The sequence below is a fragment of the Mesorhizobium sp. BHscii genome (assembly GCF_053848065.1).
This window is the reverse complement of the sequence record NZ_JBSPKW010000004.1, coordinates 222,249-241,537: the sequence shown is the minus strand read 5'-3', so window position 1 is coordinate 241,537 and position 19,289 is coordinate 222,249. Positions and strand designations below refer to the sequence as shown.

At 63.1% G+C, this 19,289-nt stretch carries 13 protein-coding genes; 8 read left to right on the top strand and 5 right to left on the bottom strand.

Translation table 11 applies throughout. The features are described from left to right. Positions 1 to 178 precede the first annotated feature (178 nt). On the top strand, positions 179 to 1,081 hold the full coding sequence (locus tag ACWTU7_RS08420; protein WP_029356876.1) for a LysR substrate-binding domain-containing protein: 903 nt from the start codon (positions 179 to 181) through the stop codon (positions 1,079 to 1,081). Between the two features lie 6 nt (positions 1,082 to 1,087). Here ACWTU7_RS08420 and ACWTU7_RS08415 read toward each other — a convergent pair whose 3' ends face one another. The 4 genes from ACWTU7_RS08415 to ACWTU7_RS08400 form a co-directional block, all read right to left on the bottom strand. Next, positions 1,088 to 2,344 (bottom strand): Hsp70 family protein, encoded by a 1,257-nt coding sequence (locus ACWTU7_RS08415; protein ID WP_455838397.1) that lies wholly within the window; start codon positions 2,342 to 2,344, stop codon positions 1,088 to 1,090. Between the two features lie 106 nt (positions 2,345 to 2,450). Further along, positions 2,451 to 3,242 (bottom strand): TIGR02186 family protein, encoded by a 792-nt coding sequence (locus ACWTU7_RS08410; protein ID WP_029356874.1) that lies wholly within the window; start codon positions 3,240 to 3,242, stop codon positions 2,451 to 2,453. After that, positions 3,242 to 4,165 (bottom strand): sulfite exporter TauE/SafE family protein, encoded by a 924-nt coding sequence (locus ACWTU7_RS08405; RefSeq protein WP_029356872.1) that lies wholly within the window; start codon positions 4,163 to 4,165, stop codon positions 3,242 to 3,244. The genes ACWTU7_RS08410 and ACWTU7_RS08405 overlap by 1 nt, the downstream gene beginning before the upstream one ends. Positions 4,166 to 4,357: 192 nt before the next feature. Further along, positions 4,358 to 8,281, bottom strand: coding sequence for a peptidoglycan-binding protein (locus tag ACWTU7_RS08400; protein ID WP_455838398.1), 3,924 nt, complete (start codon positions 8,279 to 8,281; stop codon positions 4,358 to 4,360). Positions 8,282 to 8,758: 477 nt separating this feature from the next. On the opposite strand from ACWTU7_RS08400, the gene ACWTU7_RS08395 reads away from it, so the two are divergent. From ACWTU7_RS08395 to ACWTU7_RS08365, 7 genes are all read left to right on the top strand, one after another. Continuing rightward, positions 8,759 to 9,220, top strand: coding sequence for a MerR family transcriptional regulator (locus tag ACWTU7_RS08395; RefSeq protein ID WP_084831580.1), 462 nt, complete (start codon positions 8,759 to 8,761; stop codon positions 9,218 to 9,220). A gap of 310 nt (positions 9,221 to 9,530) precedes the next feature. Beyond that, positions 9,531 to 11,327 carry an acyl-CoA dehydrogenase gene (locus ACWTU7_RS08390; protein ID WP_455838399.1) on the top strand — a complete coding sequence of 599 codons (1,797 nt, stop codon included), beginning with the start codon at positions 9,531 to 9,533 and terminating at the stop codon, positions 11,325 to 11,327. Between the two features lie 53 nt (positions 11,328 to 11,380). Continuing rightward, on the top strand, positions 11,381 to 12,553 hold the full coding sequence (locus tag ACWTU7_RS08385) for an acyl-CoA dehydrogenase family protein (RefSeq protein ID WP_455838400.1): 1,173 nt from the start codon (positions 11,381 to 11,383) through the stop codon (positions 12,551 to 12,553). Between the two features lie 31 nt (positions 12,554 to 12,584). Next, a complete protein-coding gene (locus ACWTU7_RS08380; RefSeq protein ID WP_455838401.1) occupies positions 12,585 to 13,793 on the top strand; it encodes an acetyl-CoA C-acetyltransferase in 1,209 nt (402 codons plus the stop codon). Between the two features lie 14 nt (positions 13,794 to 13,807). Then, the gene (locus ACWTU7_RS08375; protein ID WP_455838402.1) at positions 13,808 to 16,027 is read left to right on the top strand and encodes a 3-hydroxyacyl-CoA dehydrogenase NAD-binding domain-containing protein; all 2,220 of its coding nucleotides are present in this window, start codon (positions 13,808 to 13,810) and stop codon (positions 16,025 to 16,027) included. An 82-nt stretch (positions 16,028 to 16,109) separates the two neighbouring features. Continuing rightward, positions 16,110 to 16,760, top strand: a complete 651-nt coding sequence (locus ACWTU7_RS08370) for a S24 family peptidase (RefSeq protein WP_065005850.1) — start codon at positions 16,110 to 16,112, stop codon at positions 16,758 to 16,760. A gap of 9 nt (positions 16,761 to 16,769) precedes the next feature. Continuing rightward, positions 16,770 to 17,627, top strand: a complete 858-nt coding sequence (locus ACWTU7_RS08365) for a thermonuclease family protein (RefSeq protein ID WP_455838403.1) — start codon at positions 16,770 to 16,772, stop codon at positions 17,625 to 17,627. Here ACWTU7_RS08365 and ACWTU7_RS08360 read toward each other — a convergent pair. Next, a complete protein-coding gene (locus tag ACWTU7_RS08360; RefSeq protein ID WP_455838404.1) occupies positions 17,590 to 19,239 on the bottom strand; it encodes a lysine--tRNA ligase in 1,650 nt (549 codons plus the stop codon). The two genes, ACWTU7_RS08365 and ACWTU7_RS08360, sit on opposite strands and share 38 nt — an antisense overlap. Positions 19,240 to 19,289 lie beyond the last annotated feature (50 nt).

The following is a 19,289-nucleotide window of genomic DNA, read 5'->3' as shown; positions in this document are numbered from 1 at the left end:
CGCCGTAGGCTGCGGGTCCAATGGGCAAACAGGGATTTTAACCGCCCGATCACATTCTACCCTTTGCGGCCTGGCCGCGATATTTTTCCAATTTCGTTCAGAAACTTAGAACAAAGCAATCGATCCGTCTAACAAGTTGCTCTTGTAACTTCAATCGAATTTGTTTCTTAATTCTCTCATGACCCTAGACCAATTGCGGATCTTCGTTGCTGTCGCCGAGCGAGGGCATATGACCAAGGCGGCCGAGCTGCTGGGCATTTCCCAGTCGGCGGCGTCGGCCGCAATCCGCTCGCTCGAACAGCAGCACGGCGTCCGGCTGTTCAACCGGGTCGGCCGCAACATCGAGCTCGCGCAGACCGGGCACCGGTTCCTGCCTGAGGCCAAGGCCGTGCTCGAACGGGCGGCTGCCGCTCACAATGTGCTGGAGCACGTTTCCCAGACGATCACCGGCAGCCTTTCGATCGCCGCCAGCCAAACTATCGCCAGCTACTGGCTGCCGCGCCGCCTGGCCTCCTTCCACGAGGCCTATCCCGCCGTCAGGCTGAGCGTGACCATCGGCAACACCAGGCAGGTCGAGACCAATGTCCTGGACGGTACGGCGGATTTTGGCTTGGTCGAGGGGCGCACTGAATCCGACATATTGCGGCGCGCCAAGGTCGATGTGGATCGACTGATGCTGGTCGTGGCGCATTCGCATCCCGAGATCGTTGAAGTCTCCCGCGGGCATCCGGATATCAGGGAGTTCCGCTGGATCATCAGGGAAGGCGGATCAGGCACGCGCGAGGTGCTGGAAGATCTTGCCCGCCGCGAAGGGATCTCGTTCGCGGACCTGCGGATATTCCTGGTACTGCCGAGCAACGAGGCGGTTCGTCAGGCGGTCGAGGCCGGCGCCGGCGCCACCATCATTTCGAGGCTCGTCGTCGAACGAGCCGTTGCCGAAGGCAGCTTGCGGTCCGTGCCAATCGAACTGCCGAAGCGCGATTTCGCGATGATCACGCATCGTGACCGGCAGGCAAGCCTGGCCCAGATGGCACTCAAGGTGCATCTGAGCGCGAGGGCCGACGAAACCGTCCGGGAGTAAGCCGGGTCAGCCGAATTTCCGCTGCGCGTCGAGCGCCAGCCCAAGCCCGACCGAGCCGAACATGTCACCTTGGATGACGGACGCCTGCGGCAACAAGGCTAATATCTGCTGCCTTGCCAGCGGGATGGCGGTCGATCCGCCGGTCAGGAACACCGCGGTGATGTCGGATGGTTTCACCTGCGAGTCCCGGATGGTCTCACCAACCGTCGCGGCCACTCGTTCGATCTCGCTAACGATCGTGGCTTCGAGCCCGGCGCGCGAAATTTCTGCCGCGAACTTCGCACCGGGCAGCGCGACTACGACATCACCAGAAAGTTGCTCCGTCAGCGCGATCTTGGCCTTTTCAACCAAAGCAGCCAGCGCGTGCCCGTAACGATGCTCGACGATATGGATGAAACGGTCGACCAGGTCGGCGCGTTCCGCCTCGTAGCGGATCTGGCGCAGATGCGTCATCGCCCTCGAGGTGTAGACCAGATTGATGCGCTGCCATGTCGCCAGGTCGATGAAGTAGCTGGCCGGCAAGTTGCGCTTGCCGTCCTTGGTCGGCGAGAGGTAGCCGAGCTGCGGCATTACATGGGCGATGCTCAACAGCCGGTCGAAGTCGGTGCCGCCGATGTGGATGCCTCGGCTCGCCAGAATGTCGTCTTTGCGATCGAGGGAGCGGGCGCGCTGCGGCGACACCCGCACGATCGAGAAGTCGGATGTGCCGCCACCCATGTCGACGATCAGCGCCAGTTCTTCCCGCGAGACCTTCTGCTCGTAGTCGAGCGCCGCCGCGATCGGCTCGAACTGAAAGGCGATATGCTTGAAGCCCTGGGCGCGTGCCGCGTTCTCGAGTTCACCTTCAGCCTTGGCATCGGCCTCGGCATCATCGTCGACGAACTGCACGGGACGACCGAGCACCACGCTCTCGACCGTATGGCCGGCATTGTCCTCCAGCTTTTTCCTGAGATGGCCGACGAACAGACCGATGATCTCGGTAAAGGCGATCGATCGGGCCTTGATCCGCGTCTTTTCATGGACAAGCGAACTGCCGAGCACGCTCTTCAGCGAGCGCATCAGGCGACCTTCGATGCTGTCGGTATAGTTGGCGATGGCGCGGCGCCCGAAATAGTTGCGGTTGTCCTCGAAGTTGAAGAATACGGCGCTCGGCAGCGTCACTTCGCCGTCTTCCAGCGCCACCAGCCGCGGCTGCCCGTTCCTGACCACGCCCACGGTGGAATTCGAAGTGCCGAAGTCGATACCGCCGAAAGCTGGTCGCATCGTAAGTCCTGTATTTTGATGTGGGAGCGACAGCTCGTGCCCAGTCGGGCCGGGGTCGCGGTCTAACCCATGAACCCCAAAAGGGGAACCACCTTTCGGAAGAGGCCTAGTCCTTTCGGAAGACCAGTCTTCCGAGCCAGCCTGTCAGCATGGCTAGCGACACGGCGAAGACGCCGTAGAGGAAGGAATAATCGTGGGCGACGCGGAAGATCGACTGTTCGAAACCGGACTTGCGGATTTCGAGCTGGGCGGAGCTTTCCTTGATGAACAGGCCGCTCTTGAACAGAAACGCACGGGCCTTGTGGGTGCCGACTGGAACGTTGGGGGCGAGCCTGACGGTGGCGCGAAACAGGTTCTGCGACAGGAACTGCACGCCGCCAACGTTCTCGCTGTAGAGGCCGGTCGCCGTTTTGCGCTCGCGCAGCGCCGCGGTGAATTCCTGGATTGTCGCTGGACTGTCGCCATCGTCGGCCGGCTGCATGTAGATGTTGGCGGCGCCGAGTGACAGTTGCTTGTAGCTGTTGGGGTCGGTGACGTCCTGTAGCGGGCGCGTCGTCGCCACCGAATAGGACACCGGCACATTCTCGAAGGTCTCGGACTCCAGATTGATCCAGATGCCGAGCACCCGGTCCTTACGGCGCACGACGACCGGCCGGGCCGGACCCTCAAGCACGACGATGATGTCGTAGCGCCCCTGGCGCGCGACAAGCGGGTCGGCATTTTCCAATGAGCCGAAGATGGTGAGATCGGCGCCGGAAAAGCCGGCGGTGATCGAGACATGGTCGGTGGACAGGCCGATCTGGATATTTTCGGTAGCTGGCGTCTGCGCTTTTCCGGGTGACGCGACTGCCAACAGCGACAGCGAGGCAACGACCAAGAACGCCCTCAAGCCCGCCATCAGGTCGGATCCACGCCGGACAGGGAATAGAGGTTGGGCGGCGTCACGAACAGATCGATCGCGAGCCGGATTGCGACCGCCAGCACCAGCAATGCCAGCAGCGCCCTGAGCTGCTCGCCACGCAGCCTTTGGCCGGCCTTGGCGCCGTATTGCGCGCCGGCGACGCCGCCCGCCATCAACAGGAAGGCGAGCATAACGTCTACTGTCTGGTTGGTGGTGGCGTGGACCAGCGTCGTGTAGGCCGAGGTGAAGATGATCTGGAATAGCGACGTGCCGATGACGACGTTGGTCGGCACTTTCAAGAGATAGATCAGCGCCGGTACCATGATGAAACCGCCGCCGACGCCCATGATCGACGACAGGAAGCCGATGCCAGCGCCGAGGCCGAGCACCGGGATGACGCTGACGAAAAGCTTCGAGGCCCTGAACCGCATTTTCAGCGGCAAGCGGTGGATCCAGTTGTGCTGGCCGGATTTCTTTAGCACCGGTGCCGCGCCGCTGCGGGTGGCGCGCAGCGCATTGACGCTCTCGACCAGCATCAGCCCGCCGACGGTGCCAAGCAGCACGACATAGAGCAGGGAGATGAACAGGTCGAGCTGGCCGAGCCGGCGCAAGAAACCAAAGACAAAGATGCCGCCGGTTGAGCCGACGATGCCGCCTGCCAAAAGCACACCGCCGAGCTTGAAGTCGAGCGTGCCGCGCTTCACATGCGACAATGCGCCGGAAAAGGAGGAGGCGATGACTTGGTTGGCGCCGGTGGCGACCGCGATCGCCGGCGGTATGTTGTAGAAGATCAGCAGCGGCGTGATGAGGAAGCCGCCGCCCACTCCGAACATGCCCGACAGGAAGCCCACTGCCGCGCCCATGGCCAGCAGCACGAAAATGTTGACGGAAAGTTCCGCGATCGGGAGATAGATGCCCACCCGTCAGTCTCGATCAGTTTGCCTCTCGGCGAATGCAACCGTTGCGGGCATTTCGCGCCAAAAAGCCTATCTCGTTCTTGCGCCGGCCGGGCGGCGAAGTCAAACCTCGCCACGCCGCCGAAACAAAAAACAACTCAATCAGTTAACAGGCAAATGTGTGGCAACGGCGTCGCGGAAACGACGCATCTGACGTTATTTGCGCGCAAGCAGCGCCTTGACCAGTTTTTCGTCGACCGCGCCCGTCGCCTGCAGGTCGTTGTCGGTCTGGAAAGCCATGATGGCATCCTTGGTTTTCTGGCCCATTACGCCGTCGGCATTGCCGGCCTCATAGCCGTTCTTGTTGAGAATGCGCTGGATATTCTGAACGACCTTCTTCATGTCGACGCTGGCGGTCGTCTGCGGCGTGCCGTCCTGCCATGATTCGGGAATGTCGGCCGAATTGGCCGCAGGATCGATTGGCTCTGCCTTCCACAGTTCGGCGGCGGCGCGTGCGCGTTCGAGCTGCTCGGGCCTGAGCGCCTTGGCGATCTCGTCGCGCTTTGCCGCCGCATCCTTGTCGCCGGTCTTGGCGACGAGTGCGAACCATTTGTAGGATTCTTCGAGATTCTGCTTCATGCCGACGCCCTTCGCCGCCAGGATGCCGAGATTGAACTGGCTGTCCTTGACGCCGAGCTCGGCGGCGGCCTGGAACCAGTGCGCGGCGGATTCATTGTCGGTCACTCCGTCCGCAGCCATGGCAAAGAGCACGGCGAGATTGTGCATGGCGCTGGCGTTGCCCTGAGCCGCGGCGAGCTGGTACCAGGTCTTCGCCTTCTTGACGTCGCGCGCGACCCCGGTGCCCTTCTCATAGAAGTTGCCGATCCGGTATTCCGCCGGTGCGAAGCCGAGTTCGGCTGATTTCTCGTACCATTTGGCGGCCGCTGCCATGTCTTGCTTGACGCCGCGCGATTCGGCGTAGCGCGAGCCGATCTCGAACAACGCCTTGGCGTCGCCGCCGGCCGCTGCGTCACGCAAGGCAGCTGGGCCGGCATCGGCTGGGATGTCGATGTTGGCAGAGGCCGCCGCTGTCGAAGCATCCGCAGGTGTGACCGTGCCGGTCATCTCTTGGGTCGCGGGCGTGGCGGCCCGCGCTGTGGCCATTGGCTCGGTGTCCGCAGCCGTCGGGCCCGCAGGTGCCAAGGCTGTCACGTTCGCCGCCGCCGGATCGGGCGGCGCCGTTGGAGTCATGGGCGCAGGAACGGGTTCAGCCTCGGGTGCGGTGCCCATCGTCGTTCCGGCGTCCGACAGCGCGGCGCGAGCGGCCGGTGCCGGCATGTCGTCCTCGGCTATCGATTCGGACGGTTCTGCCTGCCGGACGGCGCGAGCCGGCGCGCTGTCCTGTGCTGCAGTTTGCGCATCCGTCTTCGGCTCGCTGGCGGTACCGGCCGACACGGTTTCCGCCGGCTGCGCGGCCACGACCGGCGCCGCATCATTGCTGGCTATTTCAACGGGATCCGAGAAGAAGGCCTTGCCCAATTGTAAGCCGGCGAGCGCTAGCATGACTGCGGCGGCCGCCATCAGGATCGGCTTGCGCCGCGCCTTGAGCAGGTCGCCGATCCTGAGCGCCTTCACCGGGCCGCTCATCGTCGATTGCCGCTTGAGAGCGTCGGCCTCGGCAGCGGCCGCTTGCGCCGCGCGTCTGGCTGCGGCGATGAAGTCGGATTTCGATGCATCGGCATTGCCGGCCCTGACCGGCGGTCCGCGTTCGTCGCGCACGCGTTTCATGATGGCGTTGAGGTCGGGGGGGCCGGAGCCGGGCTCCAGCGGCCGGTTGGCAACCTTCGGATCCAGCGGCTCGTCGAGATCGGCGCTCGGTATCTCGACATCAGGCGCCAAGCCGGCAAGCGGTGGAACGTCTGCCTCCTTCTTACCCTTGAAGGCGCGCGCCAGTCCGCCGAGGATCGACTTCCGGCCACCGGGCTGCTCACTTTTCTCCGTCACCGTATCCGAACCAAGCGCCGCCATGGCCGCGGCCGCAGCGGCTTCGGCCGGCGTGCGCGGGTCTGGCTCATTGCGCATGATAGCATTGGCACGGCTGTCAAGGTCGGCCATGTCTCCAGTCAGCGGTGATGGCTGGTCGATATCCATCGACGGCGCGTCCTGGACCGTGATCTTGGAGGCTCGTGCCGCCCGCGCGCGCACCGGCGCAGCAGGCTGCGTGAACTCGCTCGCGGCTTCGGTCGCCTCGCCGGTTTCCAGCGAGCCCAGTCGGTCGACGATCTTGAGCAGCGTGTCGTGAATAGCCTCGAAGGTCCTCGAATTACGCTCGTCGGAACGGCGCGTCAGTGCTTCGAGCGTCTTCAAATCCTGGGCGAGGCCAGAGACGGCCGCCGTGTTGGCACTGGAGCCGGCCAGCGAACGGACGGCGCTCTCGGCGGCCTCGCGCGCCGCGCTGAGGATGGAATCGCGGGTGCCAGCCAGCGACTTCTCGATTTCGTTGAGACGAGGGCTGATGTCCTCGAATTCCGGCAGTGGCGTGCCGGGCTTCGAAAGATGCGCCGACAGACCCGCGACTTGCGCCTCCAAGCTGCGGATCAGGGCCGGGTCGATGCCGGCGACTTGTGCCGCGGATGAATCCAGCCGGCTTGAAATATCTTCGAGGCGGCCTTCCAGGCCACGGATCGCCGCTTCGCTTGCGGAATCGCGAACGCGCGTTTCCATGCGCTGGGCCAGCGCGCTGAAGCGGGCGTCGATGGCGTCCATGATGCCGGCCCCGTCGATCTGCGGCACACGTTGGTCCAGCCTGTCGACGACTTCGTCCAGCCGGCGCTCGAGATCACGAAACAGCATGTTGCCTTGTTCGATCGCGTCGCCTTGGCGGCGCTCTATCATGCCGGACAGCACGTCGAAACGTTGCTCCAGCCCCTGGAAGATGTAGTCGGCATCCGGCATGGCAGGCGCCCTGTCGATCTTGTCGGCAATGAGCGCGATCTGCTTGTCGAGACGCTCCATCGCCTGCTCCGGCAAATTGGCCCGGCCGGCAAGATCGTCGACCCGGCTCGACAGCATGTTGAGGCGGTCGATAACCTCGCCGCTGGGGTGAACTTGCGTGACTTCCTCGATCTGCTGGGCAAGCGAGGCGATTCGCTTCTCGATTCGTTCGAAGGGTTCGGGGTCGAATGAATTGGCCTGCGCGGCGACGGTGGATGCGACGATAGCGCGGGAAATCTCGTCCAGCCGCTCGTCGATCATACCGAATGTGCTGCTGCCGCGATTGTCCTGCTGCCTGGCGAAATGATCTACGGCACCGGCAAGCGTGCGGACTTTTTCTTCGAGCGACCGCAGCGACATTGATTCCGGCAAATTGTTGACGGCATTGCTGATCTGTTCGAGCCGGTCGGTCAGCATCGAAAGACCGGGTGCGTCCGACCGCTTGCGCTGATCGGCATCGACACGATCCTCGAACGCGGTCCAGCGGCGGTCGAAATCGTCCCAGCGGCGGCCGACCGCCTGCACGCTCTCCTCGCGCGCCAACGTGTCGAGCGCGGCCTTGACCTGCTCCAACTCGAGCCGGAGCATGTTGACGCTTCTGTCGTCGCTCTTTTCGGCAAGGGTCTGGATGGCGCTGGAAAGCCGCTCGAACTCGACGCCGAGTTCGGCGCTGCCTTTACCGCCCCCCGATTGGCCACCCGGCTGGGCGCTTGCCTGGAAAGCCCGCTCGATGTCCTTGCGCAGCGCTTCGAATTCGCGCTGCAGGCCGGCGGTCATCTGGTGGCGCAGTTCCTCGCGCAGACCGCGCAATTCGCCGGCGATCTTGCCGACCACGGCGACGCCGTCTTCTTGGCCGCGCACGCGGTCGATATCGCGGGCGATGGCCTGGTAACTCTGGTCGAAGGTAGCCGGCGCCGGGCTTTTCGGCGGCTGTGCGAGGCGCGGATCCTCATAGGGTCGGGCGCTGGCATAGCGCGGCTCCGCGCTCGGCCGGCGCGGATCGAGACGCTCGCTCATGTCCTCGCGCGTCCGGTCCAGCCGCTGCTCCAGCGTTTCCAGGGAACGGTTGAGCTGTTCAAGCGTGGTGTGCGGCCTGCGCTGCCTGCCGGCGTTGAGTGTATCGAGATAGGACCGCTTGCTGTTCATCGATGCGCCCGTTCAGAATTACTGCTGGCTTATGACCAGTTTCCCAAAGTCCTGCCGGAAACGAAGGCGGCCGCGCGGCTTTGCTGCGGCGGAAGACCAACTTCCCGGGTTTCACCCGCGCTCCGAAAAACCGTGAAAAATTCGCTACAGGATAAACACGGGTAACCGACATGCGCACATTTCGCCCAACGTGGTAAACAACGCGTTAACTAAGCTTAAGAAGTTACAACGTGTTGGCGGGCCGCCCAAAGCGCCGCCGGGCCATGCGCTGGCGGATGCGGCAAAAAGTTCCTCCCCACAACGCCCTTGCTTCGTGATGCGGCTATCGGTATAGAATTGACGTAAACGTAAGGGTGCACAGACTGTGCCGTTTGCGATTTGTTTGTTGAAACCACGAGTGGAAGCACGCCCCCGCTTCCACTCAGGCGACGCAAGGTCCCGGACCGCGACGCCACCAGATGGGGAAAGCCAGTGACCATGAAACTTGTTTCGCCCGGCGCAGCCGCGGCCAATACCAATGACATGTCTGATAAAGCCGGCGAGGATCTTGTCCGCATCGGCGAAATGGCCAAGAAATACGGAGTAACGCTGCGCACGCTGCGTTTCTACGAGGACAAGGGCCTTCTCAATCCGCAACGCGACGGCTCGACCCGTCTCTACACGCGCCGCGACAAGGCGCGGCTGAAGCTGATCCTGCTCGGCCGCAAGGTCGGATTCTCGCTGCGCGACGTCAAGCAGATGATGGATCTGTATGACCCGACAGGCTCCAACACCAAGCAGTTGCGACTGGCGCTCGACAAGTCGGAGAAGCAGCTTGCCCGTCTGCAGAAGCAGCGGGCGCTGATCGACGATGCCATCAACGAATTGAGCAACTCGATGGCGGCGGTGCGTCAGATGCTGAGCGAACGTGCGGCGCCGCAGGCCAGCGTCGCCGGATAATTCGATCTCGCCGGCTTCCGGCGACCGGGCTTCTGACGAATGAGAGCCGTGTGGCCTTGGCCGCGCGGCTCTTTCTGTCTTCCGGCTGCGTCGGGAGGACTACATTTCAATCTGTTCCGCACTGGCTTCAACGGTGTAGCGCCGCTACGCTCACGGGTGAGACTTCGGGAAAATTTGTCGCATCAAAAAATTGACGTTTACGCAAACGTCAACTTTTGCTATCCCCGACCTGAACATTGGTCCGCATGCTGTCCCTGACTTCATCTTGGGGCTTGATTTCGGGGCCAAGGCCGCATGGTGGAGGAAACGCATGCCGATCTACAGGGCGCCGGTCCAGGACACACTGTTTGTGCTGAACGAGGTACTGAGCTACCAACGCTATTCCAACCTTCCCGGATTTTCCGACGCGACGCCCGATGTGGTCGAGGCCATCCTCGCCGAGGGCGCCAAGCTCGCCGAAAACGTCATGCAGCCGCTGAACCGCGTCGGTGACATGGAAGGTTGCGCGCGCCATGACAATGGCTCGGTGAGTACCCCGAAAGGCTTCAAGGAGGCCTTCGACCAGTATCGCGATGGCGGCTGGATGGGACTGGCCGCACCCGTCGAATTTGGCGGCCAGGGTCTGCCTTACGCGGTGCATACTGCTGTTTCCGAATATATGGTTTCGGCCAACATGTCGCTGATGATGTATCCCGGCCTGACGCAGGGCGCGATCGCGGCGATCATTACTCACGGCACCGACGAGCAGAAGGCGATCTGGCTGCCGAAGCTGGTCGAGGGCGCCTGGACAGGCACCATGAACCTGACCGAGCCGCATTGCGGCACCGATCTCGGCCTGCTGCGCACTAAGGCGGTTCCCAATGGCGACGGCACCTACAGGATCTCAGGCCAGAAGATATTCATATCGGCCGGCGAGCACGACATGTCGGACAACATCGTCCACCTCGTTCTGGCCCGCATCGAGGGCGCACCGGAAGGCGTGAAGGGCATTTCGCTGTTCATCGTGCCGAAGCTCAAGCTCGATGCATCAGGCAATCCTGGCGAGAAGAACACCGTGTCCTGCGGCTCGATCGAGGAGAAGATGGGCATCCATGGCAATTCGACCTGCGTCATGAACTATGACGAGGCGCAAGGCACGCTGCTCGGCGAGGCCAATGGCGGGCTGAAGGCCATGTTCACGATGATGAACGAGGCCCGGCTCGGCGTCGGCCTGCAAGGGCTTTCTCTGTCGGAGGTCGCCTACCAGAACGCTGTGTCCTATGCCAAGGATCGCCTGCAGGGTCGCTCGTTGTCCGGGCCGAAGGCGCCGGACAAGAAAGCCGATCCGATCATCGTCCATCCCGACATCCGCCGCAGCCTGATGACCATGAAGGCCTTCAACGAGGCCGGCCGCGCGCTGGCGCTGTGGACGGCGATCAAGTCGGACATCGCTCACCGTGCCAGTGACGACAAGGACCGCCAGGCTGCCGACGACTACACCGGCCTGATGACGCCGGTGGTCAAAGGCGTGCTCACCGACAAGGGTTTCGACCACGCGGTGATGGCGCAGCAAGTGTTCGGCGGCCACGGCTACATCGAAGAGCACGGCATGAGCCAGTTCGTGCGCGATGCCCGCATCGCCATGATTTACGAAGGCGCCAACGGCATCCAGGCACTCGACCTCGTCGGCCGCAAGCTGGCCTTGAATGGCGGCCGCGCCGTGCAGGCCTTCTTCAAGGAGGTCGGCGAATTCTGCGAGGAGAACCGCACCGACGAGAAGATGGCGCCTTTCGCCAAGGCGCTGAACAAGGGCCTCAACGATCTGCAGGCGGCGACGATGTGGCTGATGCAGAACGGCATGGCCAAGCCCGACAACGCCGGCGCCGCCTCGACCGACTACATGCATCTCTTCGGCCTGGTGGCGCTGGGCTACATGTGGGCGCAGATGGCCAAGGCAGCCGGGGCGAAATTGGCGAATGGCGCCAATGGGCCTTCGACCTTCTACGACAGCAAGCTGGTGACGGCGCGCTTCTTCATGGAGCGGATTATGCCGGAGACGTCGGCGCATCTCGCCCGCATCTCCAGCGGCGCCGAGACATTGATGGCACTGCCGGCGGAAGCGTTCTAAGCTCGACAGCGTCGGTACAAACGGCCTTAACCTGTCGATACGCGGAGGAAATCGTGGCGACAAATCCTGCCGAAGTGCTTGCTTTGCCCAAACCCGCCTGGGCGGCAGACGAGGTCGGCATGCTCTACGACATGGCGCACCGCTTCATGTCGGAAGAGATCGCGCCGCGCTATGACGAGTTCGAGAAGAACGAGATGGTCGACCGCGAGTGCTGGCTGAAGGCGGGCGCGGCCGGTCTGCTCTGCGCCTCGATGCCGGAGGAATATGGCGGTTCGGGCGGGACATTCGCGCATGAGAGCGCCATCATCGAGGCGATCGGCCACGTCGGCGTCGACGGTTTCGGCATCGGCCTGCACAATTCGATCGTCGCCCCTTATATCCTCCATTATGGCTCGGAGGAGCAGAAGAAGAGATGGCTGCCGAAACTGGCGACCGGCGAGCTGATCGGCGCCATCGCCATGACCGAGCCCGGCGCCGGCTCCGACCTGCAGGGGGTCAAGACGCGAGCCGAGAAGGATGGCAACCAGTACAAGGTCAACGGCTCAAAGACCTTCATCACCAACGGCCAGCTCGCCAATTTCATCATTGTCGTCACCAAGACCGATCCGGAGAAGGGCGCCAAGGGCACTTCGCTGATCGTCGTCGAGACCGACGAGGTGGAAGGGTTCGAGCGTGGCCGCAACCTCGACAAGATCGGGCTCAAGGCCAACGACACGTCGGAACTGTTCTTCAACGATATGCGCGTGCCGACCTCCAATCTGCTCGGCCCCGAGGAAGGCCAGGGCTTCGTCCAGCTGATGCAGCAATTGCCGCAGGAGCGGCTGCAGATCGGCACTGGCGCCATCGCCATGATCGAGCGGGCGCTGGCGTTGACCATCGACTACGTCAAGGAGCGCAAAGCCTTCGGCAAGGCGATTATCGAATTCCAGAATACCCAGTTCAGGCTCGCCGAACTGAAGACCGAAGCAACCATCGGCCGGGTCTTCTACAACGACTGCGTCACCCGCCATATCAATGGTGGCCTCGACCCGGTGACGGCCTCGATGGCCAAATACTGGCTGTCCGACCTCCAGGGAAAAGTCGTCGACGAGTGCCTTCAATTGCATGGCGGCTATGGCTACATGAATGAGTATCCGATCGCCCGCATGTTCCGCGACGCTCGCGTCCAGCGTATCTACGGCGGCACCAACGAGATCATGAAATTGCTGATTGGACGCTCTCTCTGAGCGACTTTTCGGCAAACCAAGGAGCAGGAAAATGGCCGAAGCTTATGTCTATGACGCAGTGCGAACGCCGCGCGGCAGGGGCAAGAAGGATGGCTCGCTGCACGAGGTGCCGGCGGTGCGGCTCGGCGCCAAGGTGCTTGAGGCGATCCGGGACCGCAATGGGCTGGATACCGGCATCGTCGACGACATCATCTTCGGTTGCGTCGACCCGGTCGGCGAGGCGGGTTCTGTCATTCCGCGTGCCGCCGCCTTCGAGGCGGGTTACGACACGAAAGCGCCCGGCATGCAGATCTCGCGTTTCTGCGCCTCTGGCCTGGACGCCATCAATTTCGGCGCGGCCAAAATCGCGCAAGGCGCCGACGAGATCGTCATCGCCGGCGGCGTCGAATCGATGTCGCGCGTCGGTATGGGCGCATCCGGCGGCGCCTGGTTCATGGATCCTTCGGTCGGCCTGCCGGGCTGGTTTGTGCCGCAAGGCATCTCGGCCGATCTGATCGCCACGAAATACGGCTTTTCGCGCGACGACGTCGACGTCTATGCGGTCGAGAGCCAGAAGCGCGCCGCCAAAGCCTGGGGCGAAGGCCGCTTCAAGAATTCGGTGATCTCGATCAAGGATCAGAACGGCCTGACCATCCTCGACCACGACGAGCACATGCGGCCTTCGACCGATATGCAGTCGCTGGCCGCACTCAACCCGTCCTTCGTCATGCCCGGCGAAATGGGCGGCTTCGATGCCGTCGCGTTGCAGAAGCATCCCGAGGTGGAGGAGGTCAATCACGTCCACCACGCCGGCAATTCGTCCGGCATCGTCGATGGCGCGGCGGCCGTTCTGCTCGGCTCCAAGAAGGCTGGAAAGTCGCTCGGCCTGAAGCCGCGCGCGCGCATCCGTGCATTCGCCAATATCGGCTCGGAACCGGTGCTGATGCTGACCGGTCCGGTTGACGTGACCGAGAAGCTGCTGAAGCGCGCCAGGATGAAGCTGTCGGACATCGACCTGTTCGAGATCAACGAGGCGTTCGCCTCGGTGGTGCTGCGCTACATGCAGGCTTTCGACATTTCGCACGATAGGATCAACGTCAATGGCGGCGCCATCGCCATGGGCCATCCGCTCGGCGCGACAGGTGCGATGATCTTCGGAACGGTGCTGGACGAACTGGAGCGCCGCGACCTGAACACCGCGCTGGTGACGCTCTGCATCGGCGCCGGCATGGGCACCGCAACGATCATCGAACGCGTCTGACCGGGAGAAAGACGATGAGCTACACCAATTTCACCCTCGACATCGACGCTGACGGCATCGCGCTGGTCACCTGGGATATGCCTGGCCGCTCGATGAACGTCTTCACCGAAGAAGCGATGCTGGAACTGAACGCCATCGTCGACAAGGTGGCGAGCGACGCGGCGATAAAGGGGGCGGTGATCACCTCCGGCAAGGATAGTTTCTCTGGCGGCGCCGACATCACCATGCTGCAGAAGATGTTGGCGACCTTCGCCGCCGACAAAGCCAAGGACCTGGACAAGGCGACCAAGGCGCTGTTCGAAAATGCCGGCTATATGACCGGCCTGTTCCGCAAACTGGAAACCTCAGGCAAGCCGTGGGTGTCGGCGATCAACGGAACCTGCATGGGCGGCGCATTCGAGCTGTCGCTCGCTTGCCATGGCCGTGTCGCGGCCGATTCCGACAAGGTCAAGATGGCGCTCCCCGAAGTGAAGATCGGCATCTTCCCGGGCGCCGGCGGCACCCAGCGCGTGCCGCGGCTGACCGACCAGCAGCAGGCGCTGCAGATGCTGACCTCCGGCCAGACGTTGTCCCCGCAGAGGGCCAAGTCGATGGGCCTGATCCACGAGATCGCCGAGCCGAAAAAGCTAGTCGAAACCGCCAAAGCCATGATCAGAAATGGCTTGAAGCCGGTGGCGCCGTGGGACGAGAAGGGCTTCAAGTTGCCCGGCGGCCCGGTCTATTCGGTGGCCGGCGCCAATCTGTGGCCTCCGGCAATCGCCATCCTGCGTCGCGAGACCTATGGCAACTACCCTGCCGCCGCCGCCATCCTGAAATGCGTCTATGAAGGCCTGCTGGTGCCGTTCGACACCGCCTTGCGCATCGAGCAGCGCTATTTCACCGAGATCATGCAGACCAGGGAAGCGGCGGCGATGATCCGCTCGCTGTTCGTGTCGCTGCAGGAACTGAACAAGGGCGCGCGTCGTCCGAGCGGCGTGCCGGAAACCAAGTTCAAGAAGATCGGCGTGCTCGGCGCCGGTTTCATGGGCGCCGGCATCGCCTATGTCACGGCCAAGGCCGGCATTCCGGTGGTGCTGCTCGACCGCGACATGGAAGCTGCCGTCAAGGGCAAGGCGCATTCGGACAGCCTGATCTCGGATCAGGTCAGGAAGGGCCGCGCCAAGCCAGAGGACAAGGACAGGCTGCTGTCGCTGATCACGCCGACGGCAGACTATGCCGACCTCGCAGGCTGCGACCTGCTGGTCGAGGCGGTGTTCGAGGATTCGGGCGTCAAGAAGGACGCCACCGAAAAGGCGGAGGCCATGCTGAAGCCGTCGGCGGTCTTCGCGTCGAACACGTCCACCATCCCGATCACGTCGCTGGCGAAGAATTCGGCGCGGCCGAAGAATTTTATCGGCATCCATTTCTTCTCGCCGGTCGACAAGATGATGCTGGTCGAGATCATTTTGGGCAAGAAGACGGGCGAAAAGGCGCTGGCCGCCGCGATCGACTTCGTCCGCGCCATCAAGAAGACGCCGATCGTCGTCAACGACACGCGCGGCTTCTACGTCAACCGCTGCGTGCTGCGCTACATGTCGGAAGCCTACAAGATGCTGATCGAGGGCGTTCCGGCGCCGATGATCGAGAACGCGGCGAAGGCCGCCGGCATGCCGGTCGGTCCTTTGGCGCTCACGGACGAAACGGCGATCGACCTCGCGCAGAAGATCATGAAGCAGACCATGCGCGATCTCGGCGAAAACGCGGTCGACCCGAAGCAGATGGCGCTGATCAACACGCTGGTCGACACGCATGGTCGCTTTGGCCGCAAGAACGGCAAGGGTTTTTACGACTATCCGCAAAAGCCTGCCAAGAAGAAGTTGTGGCCGGGCCTGAAGGATCTCTATCCGCAGTTGGCGCCTGAAAAGGTCGACTATGAGGAACTGAAGCAGCGGCTCCTGGTCACCATCGCGCTAGAGGCGGCGCGGGTGATGGAGGAGGGCATCGTCACCGATCCGCGCGAAGCCGATGTCGGCTCGATCCTCGCCTTCGGCTTCGCGCCCTTTACCGGCGGCGTGCTGTCCTACATCGACGGCATCGGCGCAAAGAAATTCGTCAAGATCGCCAAGGGCCTGCAAAAGAAGTACGGCGCCGAGTTCAAGGCGCCCAAGCTCCTGCTCGACATGGCGGAGAAGGGCGAGACTTTCTACGAACGCTTCGATCCCTATGCCAGGAGCGAAGCCAAGAAGGCGGCGTGACGCCGCCTTCGGTGGTGGACAAAATCACGGCCACCGGTTAGAACGGAGAAGGTATTTTTTCCTGTTCTGAAGGAGAGCAAAAGTGCTCTCGCATGACCGCGTATGGGCCGCCATCGATGCTCTCGCCGAGCGCTATTCGCTCTCGGCCTCCGGGCTGGCGAAACGCGCGGGCCTCGACTCGACTGCCTTCAACAAGTCGAAGCGGCTGTCCTCGGACGGGCGGCCGCGCTGGCCGTCGACCGAATCGCTGGCCAAGATCATCGAGGCGACGGGCGCCTCGCTCGACGAATTCACGGGGCTGGTCGAAGGCCGGGGCAAGCCCGTTCCCGGATCTCTGCCCGCACAGAGGTCTTCGGTGCCGCTGCTCGGCTTCGCCCAGGCCGGCGCCGGCGGCTTCTTCGATGATGCCGGTTTTCCGGCGGGGCAGGGCTGGGACCTGATCGAGCTTCCGGCACAGGCGACCGAAACCTCCTATGCGCTGCAGGTTCAGGGCGATTCCATGCTGCCGCTCTACCGCAATGGCGACGTGCTGATCGTCGAGCCGGGCGCTGCCACCCGCAAGGGCGACCGGGTCGTCGTCAAGACCAATGCCGGCGAGGTCATGGCGAAGGTGCTGGACCGTCAGTCGTCGAAGTCGATCATGCTGGTTTCGCTCAATCCCGATCACCCGGACCGCGAAATCCCTATGCGCGATGTCGAATGGGTGGCGCGGATTGTCTGGGCAAGCCAGTAGGGGCCGCCAGTGCGTCCGCTACATACAGCCGCTGCCGTGTTGACGATCTTGGTTATGGGGGCCGCGATCGTCGCCGGCGGCCGCGCCGTGCTTCAAGGCGAAAACGGCCGTGTCGCGGCTCGAGCGCAGGCTGGCATGGCGGCGCAATCCGACGCGCCTGCCACATCAGCGATCCCGCGACCCAAGGCGGCAAGGCCGGAGGCGCATTCCAGGGCCATCGATCCCGAGGTCGTCGCGCCGCCGCAGCTTCAGCCCGAAGAGCTTGAACGGGTCGAGCCGCGCGCCCCGCTGAGTGACCTGGCGCTGGCCGGACCCCCCAAACCGCCCAAATTGAAAATGCCCGACGACTGGAACGGGACAAAACTGTTCCAGCCGGTTGCGCCGGCCGCCGGTGTGATCGAGGCCAAGGGCTACTCGGTCGCGATTTCGGGTATCGACATCGTCAGGCAGGACGAGACTTGCGCCGACGGCGGTAAGTCCTGGACGTGCGGCAGCCGGGCGCGAACGGCGTTCCGTGCCTTCCTGCGCGGCCGGGCGGTGGTTTGCGCGGTGCCGCCCGAAGGCGGCCGCGACCTGATCGCCGCCGAATGCCGCGTTGGCAACCAGGATGTCGGTCAGTGGTTGATCGAAAACGGCTGGGCGCGCGCAGCAGAGGGTGGCCCTTACGTCGAGGCCGGCGAGAAGGCGCGTACGGCGAGGAAGGGCATTTTCGGGCCGGCGCCCAGTCTCGCCGGCCTGCCTCCGGCACCAGCCCCTGTCGCGGCAGCGCAGCCGACGCAGCTGATTCTCGACCCGTCGGCGACGGCTTCGCCGCCAACCGAGACGACGGCTACGCCGCCAGCTGACCAGCCAGCGCCTTCTGAATGAGCGCGCGGGTTTCTGCGATGCCGTAGAGCGCGGCGAAGGAACCGAAGCGTGGGCCGCGCTCCTGTCCGATCAGCACCTGGTAGATCATCTGGAAAAAGGCGACGGACACGCCCGGCCCGCCCTCCGGGCTCTGCTTCGAATGGTCCTGATAGCGTTCGATCTTGCGCGCGACGTTGAGGGCGGCATTCTGGATCACCTCGCCATCGGCATCTGGCGGCAACGTGGCGAGCGCTTCGGAGAGTTTCGTCAGCGCCTCGCGCTCGACCGCGTCGGCGGCCCGGTACACCTTGGCCGGCTTCACGAAATCGTCGAAATAGCGGATCGCATATTCGGCCAGCCGGTCGAGCTCGGGATGGGTCTTCGGCGTCACGCCCGATGTGTGGCGCGAAATGAACCCCCACAGCACGTCCTTGTTCTGGGCGTTCGAGGCGCTGACCAGATTGAGCAGCAGCGCGAACGACACCGGCAGGTCGACGACAGGCGGGTTACCGTCATGCATGTGCCAGACGGGGTTTCCCAGCCGCTCCTTCCACTCCTGCCGGCGATAGGCGGACAAAAAGGCGTAATACTCGTCCACCGCCTTCGGAATGACGTCGAAATAGAGCTTCTTTGCCTGCCGCGGCCGCTGGTACATGTAGAGTTCGAGGCTTTCGGTCGGCGCGTAGGTCAGCCACTCGTCTATGGTCAGTCCGTTGCCCTTCGACTTCGAAATCTTCTGGCCGTTCTCGTCCAGGAACAGCTCATAGACGAAATGCTCCGGCGCCCGCCCGCCCAGGATATTGCAGATACGGTCGTAGATCACCGCATTCGTCTGGTGGTCTTTGCCGAACATTTCGAAATCGACGCCGAGCGCCGCCCAGCGCATGCCGAAATCCGGCTTCCATTGCAGCTTCACCCTGCCGCCGGTTATGGGCAGCGTGGTTTCGGTGCCGTCATCATCGAAGGTGATAGTGCCGGCCTTGGCGTCGACACGCTTCATGGGGACGTAAAGCACGCGGCCACTTTTGGGGGAAATCGGCAAGAACGGACTGTAGGTCGCCTGACGCTCCTCTCCGAGCGTCGGCAGCATCACGTCCATAATCTTATCGAAACGTTCGGCAGCGCGCAGCAGAACGTCGTCGAAACGGCCAGCCTTGTAGTATTCCGTCGCGCTGGCGAACTCGTAGTCGAAGCCGAACGTGTCCAGAAAACGGCAAAGCATTGCGTTGTTGTGGTCTGCGAAGCTCGCATAGTCGCCGCCGAAAGGGTTGGGGACGGACGAGAGCGGCTTGTGCAGGTGCGGCTCGAGTGCGGCGCGATCGGGGACGTTGTCCGGAATCTTCCGCATGCCGTCCATGTCGTCGGAAAAGCACAATATTTTGGTCTTGACCGCGTCCCGGGTGAGGACGCGGAAGGCATGGCGCACCATCGAGGTGCGTGCGACCTCGCCGAAAGTACCGATGTGCGGCAGCCCCGACGGGCCGTAGCCGGTCTCAAACAGAACGGTCTCGGGAAAATCAGTGTCTTTGTAGCGCTCGACGATCTTCCTGGCTTCTTCGAACGGCCACGCCTTGCTTTCAGCCGCTGCCGCAAGCACCTCGGGATTGAGATCGACGATGTTTGATCCCGCCATGTCACTGTTTCCAAATCGTTCGCCGGCATCGCCGCAAATGGGGGCCGGAA